At 41.6% G+C, this 19,587-nt stretch carries 24 protein-coding genes; 10 read left to right on the forward strand and 14 right to left on the reverse strand.

From position 1 onward, the window contains the following. Window positions 1–99: 99 nt before the first annotated feature. The 3 genes from CW370_RS16955 to mneP all read right to left on the reverse strand — a co-directional run bounded on the left by CW370_RS16955 (window position 100) and on the right by mneP (window position 2,698). The gene (locus CW370_RS16955; protein ID WP_024572371.1) at window positions 100–789 is read right to left on the reverse strand and encodes a DUF554 domain-containing protein; all 690 of its coding nucleotides are present in this window, start codon (window positions 787–789) and stop codon (window positions 100–102) included. A gap of 89 nt (window positions 790–878) precedes the next feature. Continuing rightward, window positions 879–1,691, reverse strand: coding sequence for a MerR family transcriptional regulator (locus tag CW370_RS16960; RefSeq protein WP_024572372.1), 813 nt, complete (start codon window positions 1,689–1,691; stop codon window positions 879–881). A 113-nt stretch (window positions 1,692–1,804) separates the two neighbouring features. Further along, window positions 1,805–2,698, reverse strand: a complete 894-nt coding sequence (gene mneP, locus CW370_RS16965) for a manganese transporter MneP (RefSeq protein ID WP_024572373.1) — start codon at window positions 2,696–2,698, stop codon at window positions 1,805–1,807. A 474-nt stretch (window positions 2,699–3,172) separates the two neighbouring features. On the opposite strand from mneP, the gene CW370_RS16970 reads away from it, so the two are divergent. From CW370_RS16970 to CW370_RS16985, 4 genes are all read left to right on the forward strand, one after another. Next, window positions 3,173–3,793, forward strand: coding sequence for a nitroreductase family protein (locus CW370_RS16970; RefSeq protein WP_024572374.1), 621 nt, complete (start codon window positions 3,173–3,175; stop codon window positions 3,791–3,793). A gap of 15 nt (window positions 3,794–3,808) precedes the next feature. Next, window positions 3,809–4,747 (forward strand): ring-cleaving dioxygenase, encoded by a 939-nt coding sequence (locus CW370_RS16975; protein WP_024572375.1) that lies wholly within the window; start codon window positions 3,809–3,811, stop codon window positions 4,745–4,747. A 98-nt stretch (window positions 4,748–4,845) separates the two neighbouring features. Next, entirely contained in the window at window positions 4,846–5,235 is a 390-nt protein-coding gene (locus CW370_RS16980; RefSeq protein WP_003234169.1) for a DoxX family protein, read from the forward strand. Window positions 5,236–5,420: 185 nt separating this feature from the next. After that, entirely contained in the window at window positions 5,421–5,759 is a 339-nt protein-coding gene (locus CW370_RS16985; RefSeq protein WP_024572376.1) for a thioredoxin family protein, read from the forward strand. Window positions 5,760–5,809: 50 nt separating this feature from the next. Here the strand turns inward: CW370_RS16985 and CW370_RS16990 are convergent, their stop codons facing one another. From CW370_RS16990 to CW370_RS17000, 4 genes are all read right to left on the reverse strand, one after another. Then, the gene (locus CW370_RS16990) at window positions 5,810–6,046 is read right to left on the reverse strand and encodes a spore germination protein (protein WP_015482867.1); all 237 of its coding nucleotides are present in this window, start codon (window positions 6,044–6,046) and stop codon (window positions 5,810–5,812) included. A gap of 204 nt (window positions 6,047–6,250) precedes the next feature. After that, the gene (locus CW370_RS21615; RefSeq protein WP_009969672.1) at window positions 6,251–6,544 is read right to left on the reverse strand and encodes a hypothetical protein; all 294 of its coding nucleotides are present in this window, start codon (window positions 6,542–6,544) and stop codon (window positions 6,251–6,253) included. A gap of 32 nt (window positions 6,545–6,576) precedes the next feature. Continuing rightward, entirely contained in the window at window positions 6,577–6,807 is a 231-nt protein-coding gene (locus CW370_RS16995; protein WP_024572979.1) for a spore germination protein, read from the reverse strand. A 123-nt stretch (window positions 6,808–6,930) separates the two neighbouring features. Further along, entirely contained in the window at window positions 6,931–7,515 is a 585-nt protein-coding gene (locus CW370_RS17000; protein WP_024572978.1) for a DUF421 domain-containing protein, read from the reverse strand. A 208-nt stretch (window positions 7,516–7,723) separates the two neighbouring features. Here CW370_RS17000 and CW370_RS17005 point away from each other — a divergent pair, with 208 nt between their 5' ends. Then, entirely contained in the window at window positions 7,724–8,431 is a 708-nt protein-coding gene (locus CW370_RS17005) for a DUF421 domain-containing protein (protein ID WP_024572977.1), read from the forward strand. Window positions 8,432–8,445: 14 nt separating this feature from the next. Here CW370_RS17005 and cotP read toward each other — a convergent pair whose 3' ends face one another. The 3 genes from cotP to CW370_RS17020 are packed head-to-tail and all read right to left on the reverse strand — an operon-like array spanning window position 8,446 to window position 9,418. After that, window positions 8,446–8,877 carry a spore coat protein CotP gene (cotP, locus tag CW370_RS17010; RefSeq protein WP_024572976.1) on the reverse strand — a complete coding sequence of 144 codons (432 nt, stop codon included), beginning with the start codon at window positions 8,875–8,877 and terminating at the stop codon, window positions 8,446–8,448. Window positions 8,878–8,889: 12 nt separating this feature from the next. Continuing rightward, window positions 8,890–9,132, reverse strand: coding sequence for a spore germination protein (locus CW370_RS17015; protein WP_014478992.1), 243 nt, complete (start codon window positions 9,130–9,132; stop codon window positions 8,890–8,892). A gap of 13 nt (window positions 9,133–9,145) precedes the next feature. Further along, complete coding sequence (locus CW370_RS17020; RefSeq protein ID WP_003243854.1) at window positions 9,146–9,418, reverse strand: spore germination protein; 273 nt, start codon at window positions 9,416–9,418, stop codon at window positions 9,146–9,148. A gap of 346 nt (window positions 9,419–9,764) precedes the next feature. Here CW370_RS17020 and CW370_RS17025 point away from each other — a divergent pair, with 346 nt between their 5' ends. The 3 genes from CW370_RS17025 (at window position 9,765) to CW370_RS17035 (ending at window position 11,338) form a co-directional block, all read left to right on the forward strand. Beyond that, complete coding sequence (locus CW370_RS17025; protein ID WP_024572885.1) at window positions 9,765–10,361, forward strand: TetR/AcrR family transcriptional regulator; 597 nt, start codon at window positions 9,765–9,767, stop codon at window positions 10,359–10,361. Further along, a complete protein-coding gene (locus CW370_RS17030) occupies window positions 10,358–10,702 on the forward strand; it encodes a DoxX family protein (RefSeq protein ID WP_024572884.1) in 345 nt (114 codons plus the stop codon). The genes CW370_RS17025 and CW370_RS17030 overlap by 4 nt, the downstream gene beginning before the upstream one ends. Before the next feature lie 162 nt (window positions 10,703–10,864). Beyond that, the gene (locus tag CW370_RS17035) at window positions 10,865–11,338 is read left to right on the forward strand and encodes a GNAT family N-acetyltransferase (RefSeq protein ID WP_024572883.1); all 474 of its coding nucleotides are present in this window, start codon (window positions 10,865–10,867) and stop codon (window positions 11,336–11,338) included. A gap of 159 nt (window positions 11,339–11,497) precedes the next feature. Here the strand turns inward: CW370_RS17035 and vmlR are convergent, their stop codons facing one another. The 3 genes from vmlR to dinB all read right to left on the reverse strand — a co-directional run bounded on the left by vmlR (window position 11,498) and on the right by dinB (window position 15,530). Continuing rightward, window positions 11,498–13,144: an ABC-F type ribosomal protection protein VmlR gene (vmlR, locus tag CW370_RS17040; protein ID WP_024572882.1), complete on the reverse strand. Its 1,647-nt coding sequence runs from the start codon at window positions 13,142–13,144 to the stop codon at window positions 11,498–11,500. Between the two features lie 319 nt (window positions 13,145–13,463). Next, window positions 13,464–14,840 (reverse strand): amino acid permease, encoded by a 1,377-nt coding sequence (locus CW370_RS17045; RefSeq protein ID WP_014475969.1) that lies wholly within the window; start codon window positions 14,838–14,840, stop codon window positions 13,464–13,466. Window positions 14,841–15,011: 171 nt separating this feature from the next. Then, a complete protein-coding gene (gene dinB / locus CW370_RS17050) occupies window positions 15,012–15,530 on the reverse strand; it encodes a damage-inducible protein DinB (RefSeq protein ID WP_024573303.1) in 519 nt (172 codons plus the stop codon). A 168-nt stretch (window positions 15,531–15,698) separates the two neighbouring features. Here dinB and CW370_RS17055 point away from each other — a divergent pair, with 168 nt between their 5' ends. Both CW370_RS17055 and CW370_RS17060 read left to right on the forward strand, forming a co-directional pair. Continuing rightward, on the forward strand, window positions 15,699–16,157 hold the full coding sequence (locus CW370_RS17055) for a MarR family transcriptional regulator (protein WP_003242874.1): 459 nt from the start codon (window positions 15,699–15,701) through the stop codon (window positions 16,155–16,157). After that, entirely contained in the window at window positions 16,154–18,811 is a 2,658-nt protein-coding gene (locus CW370_RS17060; protein WP_024573304.1) for an MMPL family transporter, read from the forward strand. Before CW370_RS17055 ends, CW370_RS17060 begins: the two co-directional genes overlap by 4 nt. Window positions 18,812–18,956: 145 nt before the next feature. Here CW370_RS17060 and CW370_RS17065 read toward each other — a convergent pair whose 3' ends face one another. Then, window positions 18,957–19,586 (reverse strand): nitroreductase family protein, encoded by a 630-nt coding sequence (locus CW370_RS17065; protein WP_003234135.1) that lies wholly within the window; start codon window positions 19,584–19,586, stop codon window positions 18,957–18,959. Window position 19,587 lies beyond the last annotated feature (1 nt).

Here is a 19,587-nt window from a genome sequence, read left to right on the forward strand (position 1 = left end):
TCGACGTCAAATCCACGAGGAAAAGGAAATAAAACGATTGGAACAGATTATTGAAAATCAATATAACAGAATATTAACCTCCTTTGTGGAGCCGCTTCATTAAAACCGCAATCCAAATGCATGAATCACAAAAATCACAACAGGAGGGATCAGGAGGGAAGGCAGCAGATTCAGTGTTTTGAACTTCTTGATTCCAAGAATGCTTAGACCTGAACTGAGGATGAGTATGCCTCCCACAATTGTGATTTCATTAATAAGGTCTGTATTGATTGCGCTCTCCATTACTTGTGCAAATAAATAGATGGAGCCCTGCCAGGCAAATAATACAAGTGCGGCAGCCGCTATTCCAAAACCAAAAGTTGAAGCGAGCACAATGGAGGTGATCCCATCTAACATCCCGTTTGTCAGAAGGTATGTATAATCTCCATGCAAAGCGGCTTCAACAGGGCCTAATATTGACAGCGAACCTATACAAAATAATAAGACCGCAGTTGATAAGCCCTCTGCTAAATTGCTTTTAGAAAATTTGTTCACCAGCTTGTTGAATCGTAATTCTAAATTGATGATCTGGCCTAGCAAACCTCCAATGGCTAAACTCACGATGAATAGAATGGGATATTTACTATCAGGCAAATGCTGTGTAATGGCGTTGATCCCCAGCGCGACTGCAGCGAATCCCATTGCCTGCATCAAAATATCCTGGTATTCATCTTTAATGCCTTTTTTGAATATCCCCCCAATTATGCTTCCTGCAATGATCATCACTGTGTTAAAAATCGTTCCAAACATAAGCTTTCTCCTCCAAAAATCATTCCTGCATAAAAAATAAACCCTCTAGTTAGTAGAGAGTCAAGGGAGATCAAAACATATTCATGAGATTATTTGATGGGCAGCAGGATTTCAGTCACATAATTATCTAGGTTATTCGTAATGCCATAATCAATGAGTGTGATTTCGATTGAATCCCCTGCTACCTCATAATGATGTTCTTTCATATATGCCAGTAATTTTTTGTAGTATGGTTCGGCTTCTGGATGTGACCCTTTAAACCTAATTTGCAGATATTCTCTTGAAGGAAAGATGATTTCTGAAGAAGTTTTTTCATTTTCATCTTCAAGAATCATAAATATACTGGAATATTTGTCAAACTGTTTTGCTTTCACATTTGCTGCTGATATGGATAAACCGATCTTGCCTATGAATATATCTTCGTTCACATTCAGGTGGGTTCTCAATTCAGCTAACGAATGTTCGATATCATGGCCGAGAACATATTCATGCTGCAAGTAAGCCACACGCATTGCGGGAAGTTTGATTTTTGTAATTTGATATAACGGCATGTTAACGGCATCTTCTATATGTGTGATGCGTCGGGAGATCTTTCGTTCAATGCATTCCAATTCTTTCTTTTTGCGATCAATTTCAGCCTGCTGGCTTTTTAGTAAATGAAGAAGAGTGTTTGTATTTTGAGAGTTATAAAAATCAAGAAGCTTATTGATTGGCAGGCCTAGGGCCCTCAAATACTTGATGGTATCCAGCCGCTCAAACTGTTGGGTAGAATAATATCTATAGTTCGTTTGCTCATCTTTATATTCCGGTTTCAACAGACCGATTTCATCATAATACCGAAGAGCAGAGATTTTCACATTGAATAACCTTGACACTTCTCCAATCGAAAAAAATTCCTTCATTCTAACAACCTTTCTGTCCCTATGATTGATATACATCCACATTATATAGTACGGCGAGTTCTAAAGGTAAAGTTTGCAGCATAAAGAAAAAACTCCTTCTAAAAAGGAGCTTTTCATTCTTCGAAATAAGGATTTACATGGATGAGCACTTCTTCTACATCTGAAAACTGTCTTTTGATTTCATTTCGAATTTCGCGGGCGATGTCGTGTCCCTGCTTAATTGTCAAATCATGATCCAAAGATAAACGGACATCAAGCAATTTATAGTGGCCATGTTCTCGCGCGCGGATTCTATCAATTCGTTTTACTTGATCACATTGAAAAATAACAGCTTTATATTCCTCTATCAGCTCGGGATCAACACTCTTTTCCATGAGCACATCAACAGACGGCCTGATTAATTCCATTGAAATCTTAAAAATGAGGTAAGCAACGATTGCACTGGCAATGGCATCGGCGTACAACAGATAGGGCCAGCCGCGGGTGTTTCCGATGATAGCCAACAGGACGCCGATAAAAGCGGCAAGAGAGGCAACGATATCGCCTTTATGATCGTACGCAATCGCTATAATCGCTTTGCTGTTCCATTTTTTCCCTTGCTTTATAGAATAACGATATAAGATTTCCTTAGCCACGTACGAAATCAGAGCCGCAAACAATGCGCTGTATTGGGGAACGCTTGGCCCTTTAACAAAGGACAGAATCGCTTCTATGAGGATATAAACGGATACGATCACTAAGATAATTCCTACAATCGCCTCACTAATGACTTCAGCTTTTCCGTGACCAAAAGGATGGTCTTGATCGGGCGGTTTATTGGAAATGCCGATCACTGCCAAGACTGCAATCGAAGCAACGACATCTGCCGCGGAATGTATTCCGTCTGCAAACACGGCTTCACTATCGCCTGCCAGCCCAAAAAAGACCTTTCCTGCCATTAAGATCAGATTGGCGATCAATGCAATCAAAGCAACTTTTCTGCTTATTTGTTCTCTTTCACTTGCCATTTTTTCCTCCTATAAAACTGCACAAAAAAATAGGAGTGCTCTATATACGCTCTCCGTATCCTTTCCTGTGTAATCACTTTGCTTATCATACCAATTCAATTTCGAGTGGGTCTATAGCAACGTTGTTTCCTGTTTACTAATAAATAAGGTGACAGAAAAAAAGTTGGAGCTGTGCTAAAAGGTCATACAGCAAACAAATGAGTTCTTATGTAACAACAGTGATGATTCGCTATTAAAATGCTGCCGTCAGTGAAAAATTTCCACCTAATTTTCAAAAACCTATTGACATGAGAGGATCTGTATTTTACTATTATCTCATATTCAAGATATTTTAATTCGAGACATTCGATTGAAAAGATCAGCGATCAAGCGCAACTCTAAGTGTTCAATCGTTGTCAGTTCTTTTACACAATATTCAATATGATTTTTTATAACATAATATCTCGAATTCGAGATAAAAGGGAGTGTAGCGTAATGGCTGAATTTACTCATTTAGTCAATGAAAGACGATCTGCAAGCAATTTTCTTTCAGGTCATCCAATCACAAAAGAAGATCTCAATGAGATGTTTGAATTGGTTGCGTTGGCACCATCGGCTTTTAATTTGCAGCATACAAAATATGTGACGGTTCTTGACCAGGACGTAAAGGAAAAGCTGAAGCAGGCCGCAAATGGACAATATAAAGTGATTAGCTCTTCTGCGGTTCTCTTAGTATTAGGGGATAAGCAGGCATATCAACAAGCTGCCGATATCTATGAAGGGTTAAAGGTATTGGGGATATTAAATAAGCAAGAGTATGACCACATGGTGCAAGACACCGTTTCGTTTTATGAAAACAGGGGAGAACAATTTAAGAGAGATGAGGCGATAAGGAATGCTTCACTTTCTGCGATGATGTTTATGCTGAGTGCTAAGGAAAAAGGCTGGGATACCTGCCCGATGATCGGCTTTGATGCGGAAGCCGTAAAACGGATTTTGAACATAGACGACCAATTTGAGGTTGTCATGATGATTACGATTGGAAAAGAAAAAACAGAGAGCAGAAGACCGCGCGGCTACCGGAAGCCTGTGAATGAGTTTGTTGAGTATATGTAAAAGGAGCGGATAAAAATGGCTAAAAAAACGATGGGAATTCATCATATTACAGCGATTGTCGGTCACCCTCAAGAGAACACAGATTTTTACGCAGGAGTGCTTGGGCTTCGTTTGGTCAAGCAAACTGTCAATTTTGATGACCCAGGTACGTATCATCTTTATTTTGGGAATGAAGGCGGGAAGCCGGGAACAATCATTACCTTCTTTCCGTGGGCCGGAGCCCGCCAAGGCGTCATTGGAGACGGTCAAGTTGGCGTGACCTCGTATGTCGTGCCGAAAGGGGCTATGGCATTTTGGGAAAAGAGACTAGAAAAGTTCAACGTTCCATACACCAAAATCGAGCGCTTTGGGGAACAATATGTAGAATTTGATGATCCTCATGGACTGCACTTAGAAATCGTGGAAAGAGAAGAAGGAGAGGCTAACACGTGGACTTTCGGAGATGTAACGCCCGATGTTGCCATTAAAGGTTTTGGGGGTGCAACCCTATTATCAGCGCATCCTGACAAAACCGCTGAGCTTTTAGAAAACATCATGGGGCTGGAACGAGTCGGCAAAGAAGGAGACTTCGTTCGTTATCGTTCCGCCGGTGATATCGGAAATGTGATTGACCTTAAGTTAACGCCTATTGGCCGCGGGCAAATGGGGGCCGGAACGGTGCATCACATCGCTTGGCGGGCTAACGATGATGAAGATCAGTTAGATTGGCAAAGATATATTGCTTCCCACGGATATGGTGTAACTCCTGTTCGGGATAGAAACTACTTTAATGCCATTTACTTCAGGGAACATGGGGAAATCCTGTTTGAAATCGCAACTGATCCTCCAGGCTTTGCACATGATGAAACACAGGATACAATGGGCGAAAAACTGATGCTGCCTGTACAATATGAACCGCATCGCACACAAATTGAACAAGGGCTGCTGCCGTTTGAAGTAAGAGAGTTAGATTGATTTGACACATAAAAAATAAAGAAACATATATTCAATTGATGATTGCTGGATACTGTCAGCAAAGAATCAGATAAAATCAAAGATGAGGAGAGATACAAATGGAAGATGCAGGACTGTTGCTTATTCGTATAATGATTGGTGTAGTGTTTTTGTTTTATGGTACACAAAAATTATTCGGCTGGTTTGGCGGATACGGGATTAAAGGAACCGGACAATGGTTCGAATCAATTGGGGTGAAGCCAGGAAACGTTGCGGCCGCTCTATCAGGTCTTGGGGAGTTAGTAAGCGGAATTCTATTTATTTTAGGCGTATTCCTCCCGCTTGGAGCTGCTATCATAACGATCATCATGTTAGGTGCTATCGTAAAAGTCCATGGAGCGAAAGGTTTTGCGAATGGCGCCGGAGGTTTTGAATATAACCTGGTGCTCATTGCAGTTTCCATAGGGGTTGCACTCATCGGTTCAGGAGCTTACGCTTTGCATTTTTAATACGAAAGTATGTAAGAACAGTTGCTGCTTGTCAGTAACTGTTCTTTTATTTTGACATTTTCGGCAAGCTTGCAGGTACTCTGCAAAGTAAAAAAGCGGATATAATAAATATAAATCAGTATAGTGAATGATACGTATTGATGAGCTTGGTTATAAAAGACAGACCTATTTGAAGGAGTAAATGGATGAAAGAGATGACAGAATTACATTCATTAGATTCTATAGATAATTTTATCAAACAGCACAAATTCAGTTTTATTTATATATCAAGGCCTGCCTGTACAGTATGTCACGCAGTCCTGCCCCAGCTCAGAATAGTATTGGATCAGTTTCCAAACATCAAATTGGGGCATATCAATGCTGACGATGTAGCAGAGGTCGCCGGCAGATTTTCAGTTTTCACCGTTCCTGTGCTTCTTTTGTTCATTGATGGGACTGAGTTTCTAAGAGAAGCCCGTTTTGTTCATTTTGAACAGCTTGAACAAAAGCTGAAAAGGGTTTATCGATTATATGAAGGCGAATAAAGAAATAAGGCAAAAAAAAGAACTCAAATGAGTTCTTTTTTTGCATCAATTTATTCTTCACTAGGCGAAGAAGGGTTATCAACCTGCCCTTGATCACTTGTATCATTATCACAACTTGCTGAAATAATAATTGAATTAGAAGGAGAGTAATCTCCTAATGTGAAATTGACACCGTAATTTTTGCTGTTCGCAGTATGGCTGTTTTGCAAGTTTTGTCCGATATCTGTATTGGCGTTTTGTGTCATTCCATTTATCGTGAGATTTGAAATGTTGATTTGAGATCGCATGCTTCAAAAACTCCTTTCACTCAGAAGTAGCTGTCATAAAGGACGCTGGCAGTCTATTTACTTCTATGATATTGCGTTTTTATATCTTTGCATCAACATAATGGTAAAAATAATAGCGAGTGAATGAGTCTCTTTTGAAGGTGATCAACCTATCAGCAGAAATAAAGCCGCCTGATAAAGAGGCGGCAGATCGTTATATGTCATCTATGAATTTGATGTATCGTTTTTCGTTTGCCTAAAGGATAAGATGGTCGTTTTTAATGATGAGTAGGAGCCTATAGCAGCGTAGCCATAAAACCAGCCCATAAATACGCCAGAAAAGAGGCTGTGTCGATGGCTTATGAAAACAGAAATGACAAGGCCTGTTATTAAGGCAACTGACGGTACAAAAGTTTTGGGGATTTTCAATAATATTTTGAGGATTTGGGTTATCAATATGATGATTGGAACAGCTATCACAGCATCCCAAAAGTTCGTGTGAATAATTGGAAAAGCCATACGGCACCTCATGAAGTGTTAATTTCTTATGTTTATGCTAAAAGCTTGGAAAGCAGTCCTTGGACCGCATTTGTAACATGTAGGGCTTGATTGGCGGAGCTTGTTTGGCTTAAAGCATTGGATTCAAAAACCAAACCTGTATTATTCCCTCCGGAACCATCTGTCTCTTTAGAAACAGAGAAAGGGCTGATGGAAAATGCAAAACCGTTATTAAAAACGCTGTTTCCGGATATCGAATGAATATAAACTGGGAATTTCATCATTCATCTCTCCTCTCTGTTATGACTGTTTATACAATATGGTGTGTGAGCAGCAATTGCTTAAACAAAACGGCAAAAACATTCAGTGAGAGACAAAAACCTGCAAAATTCTCCAAGTGCCTTTTGTTAATGCAGTTTTTTAGGGATGTTTTTTTTATTCTTTTTGTCAATTTCATCAAAAATATTCTGATTGCTAGACAAATGGGCTTGTCCGTCCTTATTAATGAAATTCGGGTGAATGAGTTTTTTTAGATCCCTGACAGTTAAAGGTTTGGCGTCATCAGTTAATTCTATTCCTAATTGCCCGTTTGCTTCTAATGTCGCAATTTTGACATCTTGTATAGCCGTAACGCCGTGAAGCCGTAGCTGCATTTCAAGCTGATCAGCTGTAAGTCTCATCTTCTTCAGGTTTTCGATATGAAGCTGACCGTTTTCAATAACAATTTTTGCTTTTCCGGTTAACATCTTTTCAATGAAGTTCGATCTCATTTGGATCCATTCCATAACGATGAGTGTGATTGTGAAAATTGCCGCCGCAATTAATGTTTTGAAGAGGCTGTACTCGATGATTGGCTGAACGATAATAGTTCCGATCGAAATCATGACAACCGTTTGAGTTGAAGTCATTTGTGCGATTGATTTTCTTCCTGAAATTCTCAGCAAGATGACTCCGGCTACAATGAGAACAAGAGATTCCCAAGTGAAATTCATGCTACCACCTGACCAATGATGAATTAGATTTGTCATGGGATTGGCTTTCCTTCCGGCCAATCGCAATTTAATATATCCGAAAGGCAGTCGGTTCATTCTGTCCTGAACCGAACAATATTTTTGGTATAGATGGATATATTAAACCAAACAATGATAGCAACAGGAGTTTTTTGGCCGAAACAATCTGGGAAGCGGGGAGCGCCATAACATGATTGAACTTGAAGTTGTCATTAGAACGGTTGCCAGCTTTGGCTTGCTGTTAATCGCAGAACGAATTTTAGGCAAACAGACAATCTCTCAAATGACGATTTTTGATTTTATTGCGGCGATCACACTAGGGGCGATTGCCGGTGGATTAGCTTACAATACTTCAATAAAACCGCACAATATGGCCATTTCGTTTAGTATTTTTGTGTTAACCATTTTTCTAATTTCGTTTCTGTCGATAAAGAACAGGAAGCTGAGGAAATTTTTTGCCGGAGATCCAACAGTGCTGATTCAAAACGGGAAGATACTTGAATCAAATATGAGGAAAATGCGTTACACACTTGATTATTTAAATCAGCAATTGCGGGAAAAAGAAATATTTAATATCGAAGAAGTTCTTTTTGCCATTCTTGAAACGAATGGTCAGCTGACTGTGTTAAGAAAACCGCAATTCCGGCATGTGACCAAACAGGATTTAATGATTGCGGTAAACCAAGAACACAGGCTTCCTATAGAGCTTATTATGGACGGAGAAATCATTGAGAATAATTTAAAGCAGAATCGTTTGACGGAATCCTGGCTTTTGGAAGAATTGCAAAAAAGAGACATAAAGGTGAAAGAGACCGTGTACGCAGTGCTGCTGGGTAATGGGGATATTTATGTGGATCAGTATAAAGACCATATATCAGTCCCTATGGATAAGGAATGAAGGAACAATCAATCTTAAAGCCCCTTATTGAACGCAATGGTTTCAATTTGTCTTGGGTACGAAATGTGCAGAAGCCCGTTTAACAGCTGAATCTGTAACAAATGAGATTCAGTGGCTTCGGGAAGCTGAATGATTCGCTCAATTTCTCCGTAATACCGTTCACGCAGCACTTCCATTTCGGCTGGAAAAACAGGCGTGATCGTTCCTTTGATCAGCAGCTGGGTTTTAGATAGTAAACGGATCGTTAATTCTTCCTCATACACACCGGGCATTTCCACAATGATAAAATTATATTCTTCATCTTGATAAAAGTCGTAAACAAATGTAGAAGCTTCGGAATCAAAAAAATGTTCCGGGGCTTTATATTTGAGCACATTTGTCCAAAAGTCACTTTGTTTATATTCATTCGTAATCTCAAGCCACTTTCGAATTTTTTCGAAATCCATATGAGATTCTCCTTAAATTTGATTTGCAATAGGCGCAGAAGGGTTTCCGATTTGGTCTTGGTCACTAACGTCTGAATCAATATTTCCAGTGTTCAAAAGTGAAGACGTAGGCGAAAGATCCCCTAAGGAAAAGTTTGCTCCAAAATATTTGCTGTTCGCAGTATGGCTGTTGTGCACAGTCGGGCCGACATCTATATTTCCGTTTTGCGTGACGCCGTTGATCTTAATATTTGCGATGTTAATTTGATATGGCATAGACGAAACCCCTTTAATCTAAAATTGGCGGTGGTGCAATCGGAGGAGCATTAACGTTGGATGTATCAGAGTTGCCGATAGATGTCTGATCATTTACATCAGGATCGTTTAAGAAGTTTTCCATAACCGATTCTGTAGGTGAGGTATCACCGAAAGAAGAATTGGTCCCTTGAGATTTTTGATTGTTGGTAGGGCTGTTATAAGCAGCTTCGCCTATTGTAATTGAACCATTGCCCGAAATACTGTTGATCTTCAAATAATATAGGTTGATTACTGTAGACGGCATCCCATCACACCCTTCCATCTTTCTGTACAGTACATTATGCGCCGCTGCACCCAATTGTTCCTTGCATTTGCGGGCAAAACTCTATCTGGCCCCGGAGTGATGTTTGTTAGAAAAAAAGAATAAAGTTTGTCACAGCCTGAATGTCAATCTATTCAGAAAATACTTATCAGTGAATGAAAAGCCATTGATATAATAAATTGATTCAGTTATTCGAAATACATAAGACCCTTTAATAAAGGAAGCTGGCAACAGGATGAGTTTGAAATCATTGACAATGAAGCTAATGCCATGAAATAATACTCGTAAGTAACATTACTCGTGAGTATTATTTTGGGGGTGGTCCTAGTTGAAAAGTAAAGGACGTAAAGGAGAAGAAAGCCGGAAACGGTTACTCAAAGTTGCCGCTAATGAATTTTCGGTTCGGGGATTCCATGACGCGAAGGTAAGTGAAATTGTGAAAAAAGCTGGGTTCACGCAGCCTTCATTTTACCTGTACTTTCAAAGCAAAGAAGCCATCTTTGCCGAGTTAATAACCGATTTTCACTCTCGAGTCAGAAAGCTGACAGAGTCACTTCTTCTGGAAAACGGATTAAACACGGAGGATGTGTCAAAACGGGTACTGCTAGCTGTAGAGACTGTTTTTCAATTTTTGGATGAGGACAAGGATTTAACCAAGATCGGCTTTTTTCTCAACCCGGAAGCAAAACAAATGAAAAAAGACTTGGCGATGGTTTTGAAAGAGAACTTAGAAGCAGAACAGCGGCTTGGCTATTTTCACTCTGAACTGGATATGGAAACTGTCGCTGAGTGTTTGGTCGGCATGATTGAACATTTAACCGATTCATTTTTGTTAACCGGAATCAAAGATCCGGCAAGCCTCGCAGCAGAGGTTGTGAATCTTTTAATTTACGGGATGCTTCCGAAAGGGAATGACGTAAGATGATATCTATTATTACGAAAGTCAGTTTGGCAGTTTTTATGCTTGCGGGAGGCATCATAAAGGTAAGCCGCGTTCCCTTTCAAGTTGAGCATTGGCGGCATTATCAATATCCATTATGGTTTCTGACTGTTACTGGCATTCTTGAAATAGCCGGGGCACTTGCTATGACAGCGGGAATTTGGAATCGGTATGCAGCGATTGGAGCAGGTGTTCTGTTTGTCGTTCTCATGGCGGGAGCAATTCATGCGCATATGTTTCGAGCAAGACAATCGGTCATCATGGCGATACCAGCGTTGATTTGTTTGATTGTTTCTATCATGATCATCCTGGGGAGTTACACGTAAGCTTTTCACTAATGTTTAAGAACAAGCCCATTTGCAGGAAATCTCCTTTTCTTATCGAATAATAGAAAGTCCAGGAATTAACTGAATCAGTAAAATAGAGCTCCATTTCTGCGTTATTCGTCCGGCATCAGCTGGGCTTTTTTTATAAAGGAGGAATACAGGATGGCATTAACTTTGGAAGACATGACTGAGGAAGAGTTCGAAGCCTTTCGCGGGATGTCCGTGCAAAATTATGCGAAACAAAACATAACGTCAGGAACTTGGACGGAAAAAGAGGCGCTTGAGAAATCAGAGCAGGCATATGAGAACATGATTCCGAATGGGCGAGACAGCAGCAATCATTATTTTTGGAACATCACAAATGACCAAGGGGAAAGAATGGGCTGGCTCTGGCTGTATGCTGATCCGTTTCATCCGCAAAAGGAAGCGTTTATCTATTCCTTTGGGTTGTATGAAGCCTTTCGCGGAAAAGGACTTGCTCAATTGGCGCTTCAAACGCTTGATGAAAGAGCAAGAGAGCTTGGTGCGGAAAGGCTGGCTCTTCATGTGTTTGCACACAACGAGACAGCCGTCTATCTTTATCAGAAGATGGGTTATGCCATGACCAATATACGTATGCGGAAACCGCTATGCTGAAAAGCCGCTTACGTTACCCAAACACAACATGCCTATCTGGAAGCAGTGGCAGGGTACTATAAGTCATCATTAGAAAGATTAATGTCATGGGAGGCTTGAACATATAAAGAAAAAGGACAACAGCTGTTGTCCTTTTCAATGCCGCTTGAACTTTCTCCCTCAGTCTTTTTTGTCTTGATGATCCAGCTCTTTTATTCGTTTCGTAAGCTCATTGAAAGCCTGATCAAGCTCCTTATACCCTTTATCATTTGGCGTCATAAAACTGAGTTTTCCCAGCACTTCTTGTCTTTCTGTCTCAAGCTTTAATCGAAGCTCTTCCCGCTCATTTCTTTCAGAAGGAGCGGCGTCATTTAACTGCTTTTCGATGCCGTTGTTTGAGATGACGAGTTTACTGTTTGTTGTTTTTTCGAGAAAGTATCGGTCATGTGAAACCGCCAGCAATGTGCCGCTGTATTGTGACAGTGTTTCTTCCAGCTGTTCGCGTGACGGCAGGTCGAGATGGTTTGTCGGCTCATCTAAAATCAGCACGTCTTTTTCCTCCAGAATATATGCCATCAGCTTGATCTTTACACGCTCACCCATACTCATATGCTTGATCGGTTCAGTCCATTGGGCAGCTGTAAAACCTAAGTGTCTCATCAGATTTTGAACGTGCCCTCTTGCTTTAAATGTTTCATTCTCAAATAACTCTTCCGGTGTTTGTTCTAAAGGCAAATCAAACACCTCCTGCGTTAAATAGCCGATGTTTGCAGACGGCGACACCCATACACTTCCTTCTGCTGTTTCCTGTCCCAGAATGATGTTCAGTAATGTCGTTTTTCCGCTGCCATTGGGGCCTATGATCGCAACCTTTTCGCCGTGCTGAATCGTAAAGTTGGCGTTTTTAAAGAGGGTCCTTTCTCCAAACGCTTTTGTTACATTCTGAACTTCTAAAAAACGTTTTCCTGTTTTGTGGGTTGTATCGATTGAAAAGCGGACTGTATATTCTGGGGTGACGGGTTCCGCCTTTGCTTTTTCCAGCTCTTTTTCAAGCCGCTTCTGCTTGGATTTTATCTGGGCATCCGTACGCTTCGCTTTTACCCTGTGATATTCTTTAAACCCTTCCTTTTTCGTCGATTGGGCGTGGGCTTTTTCCGACCAAGAAGCGAGCTCATTCATTTGTGCTTCAATCCGTTCAACCATTTTTTGCTGCTTTTCATATTCACGCTGCTGGGTGAGTCTTTTCTTCTCCCGGAACTTCATATACCCGGAGTAATTCCCTTTGAATTCAATCAGCGTCTGGTCCTCAAGCGACCATATTTTTGTTGCGGCTTCGTCTAAAAAATATCGATCGTGAGAAACGAGAATCACAGTGCCGCTATAATGTTTCAGCTGTTGGATGAGAAATTGCAGGCTTTTTTCATCAAGGTGGTTTGTCGGTTCATCTAACAGCAGCAGATCTGCATCCTCTGATAGTCCTTTCGCCAGCCGCGCTTTCAGTTTTTCACCGCCGCTTAACTGATGAAAATCACGAAGAGGCACATGCCATTTCTCCAGTAACTTCTTTTCGGCAGGTGTCTGATCCGCAAAGGAATACGCCGCGGTTTCCTGTTCAACCAAAGCCAGTTTTATATCCTTCCGAAGGATTTGACCCTGTGCAGGGGCTAAGTCATTGTGAATGAGGTGCAGCAGCGTAGATTTCCCAGCGCCGTTTTTTCCGATAATCCCAATGATATCTCCTTGCTGAACACTGGCGTTTACATGTTTAAAAACAGTCAGATCCTTTACTTCATAGCTAACGTTTGTTAATGTTACGATCTCTTTCATCCATATCCCTCGCTTTAAAGGGAGAATAAAAAAATCCTCCCAAATGTGTTGGAAGGATTAGCCGTGCCTGTGCATGATCAAATAAGCTATTTTTTATAAATAGCAGTGTCGTATATATAGAAAATGGGCAGACTAATCCTATTTTTTGATTTGAAATATTGATTTCAAACGGTAAAAATAAGATTAGTTAATCATTGTCCACCCATCATCCCTTCTTGTTTTGATTACAAACACTATAGCATACCTTCAAATTCAAAAGCAAAGGTCATTTTCATCAAAAAAACTCCTGCTCTCATTTTTGAGGCAGGAGTTTCGAGTGTTATTGATGCTTCGCTTTTCTCACTTTATAAATCACAATCAGCAAAATAAACCAAACCGGTGTGACAAATAAGGAAACACGAGTATCCTGTGCCAGTGCCAGCACAACCAGAACAAACGCCAGGAACGCAAGAATCAGGTAATTTGTAAACGGATAAAGCGGAAGCTTAAACTTGTTTGTTTTCGCTAATTCAGGTCTTGTTTTGCGGTATTTCATATGGCAGATGACCGTAATTCCCCAAATGTAGATAAAGCATACGGTTGAAATACTTGTAATCAGGGTGAATACGCCTTCTGGCATGATGTAGTTTAACGTAACACCGATTAAAATCACGATAGCTGAAAAGAATAAAGCATTTCTAGGCACTTTACGCTGAGTCAGTTTCGCCATTGACTCAGGCGCATTGTGATCTTTCGCCAGGGAATAGACCATACGGCTTGTACTGAATACAGCGCTGTTGCACGCTGAAGCAGCGGATGTCAACACAACAAAGTTGATAATACTTGCAGCCCCGACGATGCCAACAGCGACAAATACTTGTACGAATGGGCTTTCGCTGGGATTGATGACATCCCAAGGATAGATGCTCATAATCACGAGAAGAGCACCGATATAAAAAAGCAGCACACGGACAGGAATATTGTTGATCGCCTTAGGGATTACTTTTTCAGGGTTTTCTGTTTCACCGGCTGTAAGTCCGACAAGCTCAATGCCGACAAAAGCAAACACAACCATCTGGAACGAGAGGATAAACCCGTGCATGCCATTCGGGAACAGGCCTCCGTGGCTCCAGAGGTTTGTGAAGCTGGACACTCCTGAGCTTGTGGAAAAGCCTTTGAAAATCATCACAAGGCCAATGACGATTAACGCCAAAATGGCAATGACTTTAATCAAAGCAAACCAAAATTCTAATTCTCCAAAAAGCTTGACTGTCGCTAGGTTCATAATCAGTAAAATAATAAGAGCGATCAAGCCGGGCACCCATTGCGGCACACCCGGGAGCCAATATTGAGTGTAGAGCCCGACTGCTGTCAGATCAGCCATCGCAATGGAAATCCAGCAGAACCAATATGTCCAGCCGGTGATAAATGCTGCCATATCGCCTAGGTAGTCTTGTACAAAATCCACAAAAGAGTGATAGTTCAAGTTTGATAACAGCAGTTCACCCAGCGATCTCATAATTAAAAAGCAAATGATCCCTGTGATCATATAAGCAAATAAAATCGAAGGTCCGGCAAAATGAATCGATTTGCCCGAGCCGAGAAATAAGCCTGTCCCAATGGCTCCGCCGATGGCGATGAGCTGGATATGCCTGTTTTTCAAGCCTCTCTGCAACGTTTGCTGATTTATATTGTCTTTCGTCATGTCGTCTGTCACTTTATGTGTTCCTCCATTGAAAATTGTTTATTGAGTCAGCAATCTATTTTTAATGATTATTATAACACTAAAATTTCTATCTTTTTTACTAAAAAAGGATTGATGAAAAGAATTTTAATGTGATTTGGACTATTTCCCGAAAAAAGCGGCTCCATTTAGGGAGCCGCTTTCTTATGCTTTTTCAGTTTTTTTCATAAACAGGTAGAGCCCGTAATCTGTCGGTGCGGATGCGTAGCCTGCCTGCCGCAGCATTGCTGTGATATTGCCGCGGTGGTATGTCCCGTGATTGACAACGTGGGGAAGCAGTTCGGAAACAGTTGTTTTCATGATTCCGCTTGAGGGATTTTGAATCTGGAGTGGCTTATTGAGCTGTTCTTTTTGCTGTAAAAATAGTATATAGCGCTCGGATAACTTCAGAAAAAGGTCTTCCATTTCCTCTATTTCTTTTGCCTCTGTCTGTTCTTTAAGCTGTTCAGCTAAAGCCAAAGCATCGCTCAAGGTTTTGCCGGAAAACACTTCAATCCAGCCGAGATCAGAAAGATAAACATGAGACAATACATGGGATATTGACGGAAACACGCTTTGAATTTCTTGATGGTATACCTCTTTTGGAAGCTCTTTTAATCGGTTGAATATTTGTTGATTGGCCCAGACGTTATATTCATACAATTTGAACGCCAAATCTGACATGTTAAAATTCCCCCTTTCATGTGTATAGCTTCTATTATACACGAACGTGCGTTCTCGTGTAGAGTGCCCGTGAATAAAATTTGTTGACATATATAGTTTAGAGGAATAAACTAATTGACATTGAACATAAAGTTTAGCGGGTTAAACTATAATGAGGAGGGGAAGATATTGAATGAACAAAAGCTATGTCAGGCGATAAACCTGTTTGTGGAAGTCCTGCTTGAAGGGACAGAATTTGTGCATCGTGAAATCAATCAGGATGTCTTCAAGCATATCTCAAGGGAACAGGCAGACCTGTTGAAAATTTTAAAAGTCAAGGGCCCAACCTCTCCCGGCAGCCTGGCCATGTACCAAAATGTACATAAGAGCGCGATCTCTAACAGACTGAAAAAGCTGCTCGAAAAGGGATTGGTTCAATGGGACGACTGTCCGGAAAAAAGTGATAGGCGCTCTAAGCTTATTAACATTACACCCAGTGGTGAACACATACTAGAAGAATTAGATTCTGCCATCTTTAACGCGCTCAAACCGTTGATTGATGATATAGATGAGGAACACTTACATTCCATCATCGAGATATTCACCATTTTAAAAAGCAAATTTAAAGGAGGAGATTCTGCCGAATGAGAGCAATCATCAAATTCAAGTGGGCAATTGCAGCCATAGTATTAGCACTTACCGTCGTTTTGAGTTTGTTTTCTCCGAACTTAACGGAGCTGGCCAATCAAAAGGGGCAGGCCCAGCTTCCCGCTGATGCTGTTTCAGAAAGGGCAAACGCCATTTTAAAACAAGCGGGAGAAGACAATAATTCGATCAGTGTTGTCTTTACATTAGACAACGCTATAAAGAAAGAAACAGAGAATCAGCTCCGGATAATGATTGATAAAATCAAAAAGATCGACGGTGTAGAAGAGGTAACATCTCCTCTGTCAGCGGAAAAAGAAGTCAAAGACCAGTTGATGTCGAAAGACAAGAAAACCGTTCTCATGCCTATCACGATTACAGGTTCTGATAAAAAGGCGGAAAAAATTGCGGACGAGATTTATCAAATCGTTCCTGATGACTTGACGGCATATATTACGGGAGCTTCCCTTATCAACCAGGATTTCGCTCACAGCTCAGAGGAAGGGCTTAAGAAAACGGAAGTGATCACAGTCTGCCTGATCATCGGTTTACTGTTGATCGTGTTCCGATCTGTTGTGACGCCTTTTATCCCGATTGTGGTTGTCGGTTTTTCTTATCTGATCAGTCAATCCATACTGGGCATCCTTGTATACAATGTTGATTTTCCAATCTCGACGTTTACGCAAACCTTCTTAGTCGCGATCTTGTTCGGCATTGGAACAGATTACTGCATACTGCTTCTTACACGATTCCGTGAAGAATTGGCAAACGGGCATGATAAAAAAGAAGCGGCGCTTATCGCTTACCGCACAGGGGGAAAAACCTTATTTATCAGCGGATTTGCGGTATTGATCGGATTTTCCGCCTTAGGATTTGCGAAGTTTGCGATTTTCCAATCCGCAGTAGGGGTAGCAGTCGGTGTGGGAATTTTAATGATCATCCTCTACACACTGCTGCCATTATTTATGGTGACGCTGGGTGAAAAATTATTCTGGCCTTCTAAGAAAGTGCTGTCACACAGTGATAACAAACTATGGGCGTTTCTCGGCAGACACTCCGTTGCGCGTCCGTTTCTGTTCATTGTCATCACGGTGGTGATTACGCTTCCGTTCATCTTGACCTATGATGACCAGATTTCATTCGACTCAACTGCGGAAATCAGCAGCGATTATAAATCTATAAAAGCTCTCGAGGCCATTAAGGATGGATTCGGGGAAGGAAAAGCGTTCCCGATCAATGTTGTCGTAAAAGGAGACAAAGATCTTACAACAGCTGATACAATCCCTTATCTCGGAAACATCAGCAAAGCGATCGAGAAAGTCGATCATGTTGACTCTGTCATGACCATCACGCAGCCGACTGGTGAAAAAATCAAAGATTTATATATTGATAACCAGCTAGGATCGGTTTCAGACGGGCTGGATAAGACGGTGAAAGGGATTGCCGATGTCCAAAGCGGATTAACGGATATAGAAAACGGACTGAATCAAATGGCAGGGCAAACCGGCTCGGCCTCAAATGGAGGGTCTGGCGGTTCACTGGGCGATGCGGCAGATGGCTTGGGCAAAATCAATCAGCAGCTGCAGCTCGTGAGCAAACAGATTTCCCAAACCGGCAATACCGCACAGACCGTGCAGCAGCTTACGGCAATAAGCGGACAGCTTGGCCAGATTCAAACCGGCCTTGAACAAGCGAACCAACAGCTCTCAGGCCAGCAGGCACAAGCCGGAACGCTGACAGAAAGCCTAAAAAAGCTGTCCGAAGGCGTGAAAAGCGCAAATGAGGGCCTGACGAAAGTCTCTGACGGTATTACAGCTTCCAGTGATATATTAGAGGACATGAGCAAAAGTCCAACTGTAAGAGATACTGGCATATTCATTCCTGATCAAGTAATGAAGGACAAAGACTTTAAGAAGTCAATTGACCAGTATTCCTTTGCAGACGGCAAAGGTGTTCAATTAAGTGTCGTTCTGGATTCAAATCCGTACTCAGAACAAGCTATTACGACAATAAACCAAATCAAAAAAGCTGTCGCAAACGAAGTTGACGGCACTCCTTTGGAGGATGCACAGATCGTATACGGCGGGGTCACGAGTATGAATGCGGACTTAAAGGAGCTGTCCACAACGGACTTCTCCAGAACAATGGTGATTATGATTATAGGCCTGTTTATCGTGTTAACCATTTTGTTCCGCTCAATGATCATGCCGATTTATATGATCGCGTCATTGCTGCTGACGTACTATACGTCGATATCCATAACAGAATTAATTTTTGTAAACGGCTTAGGAAACGCGGGTGTCAGCTGGGCAGTGCCATTCTTCAGCTTTGTCATCTTGATCGCGTTAGGGGTAGATTATTCGATCTTCTTGCTGGATCGATTTAAGGAAGAGGTGCACCTTGGCATTGAGCAAGGTGTCGTCAGGTCAATGAGCAAAATGGGATCTGTCATTATTACAGCTGCCATTATATTGGCCGGTACGTTCGCGGCGATGATGCCTTCAGGTGTCAATACACTGATGCAGGTGGCAAGTGTTATCATCATCGGGCTCTTGCTTTACGGCCTTGTCATTCTTCCGCTCTTCATCCCGGCAATCATTGCGACCTTTGGAGAAGGAAACTGGTGGCCGTTCGGCAGGAAGAAAGGAAAAGAATAATCGAGAGAAGAGTGATGAATGGTCATCACTCTTTTCTCATGACTAAACGACTAACTTCAGACGTGTTACCAAAAAAGATCAGACGATCAAACGGCGGCTGTACTTAAAAACAAAGAGCCAGGAAAACATTCCCGGGCTCTTTGTTTTATTTCCATTCTGCAATTGTATCAATCGGCAGACGGTAGGAAGCATAGCCTTCGTCTGCTGCTTTTCCGATAGAAAGTAGCATAACCGGTACATAACGTTCTTTATCTAATCCGAAGGTTTCCGCGATGTTTTCTTTATCGTATCCGCCGATCGGGTTTGTATCGTAGCCATGCGCGCGTGCAGTCAGCATCAGCTGCATGGAAACGAGACCTCCGTCAATCAGGATCGTTTCACGGTTGACCTGTGCCGGAAGCTTTTCAAAATGTGCGGTCAGCGCGGCGATTTGTCTGTCTTTGACCTCCTGCGGCATGTAACCAAGTTCCACGGCTTTTGAATAGATTTCTTCTAGGTAGTCTGCATTGTTCATGTCTGCAAATACAGCGATGACAGCAGATGATGTTGTGACCTGTGTTTGGTTAAAGCTTGCAAGCGGTGCGAGCTTTTCTTTTCCTTCCGGGCTGTCAATGACAAGAAAACGCCATGGCTGCGCGTTAACAGAAGATGGGGCAGTTGTTGCTTCCTCTAAGATCTCTGTCATTTCTTCTTTGCTGATTTTTACTGCCGGATCATAGTTGCGGATAGAACGGCGGCCTTTCATAATTTCCATAAAATCGTTTGTTTTGATCATG

The sequence above is a fragment of the Bacillus sp. SN32 genome, assembly GCF_002837495.1.
GTDB classification, from domain to species: Bacteria; Bacillota; Bacilli; order Bacillales; family Bacillaceae; genus Bacillus; species Bacillus subtilis.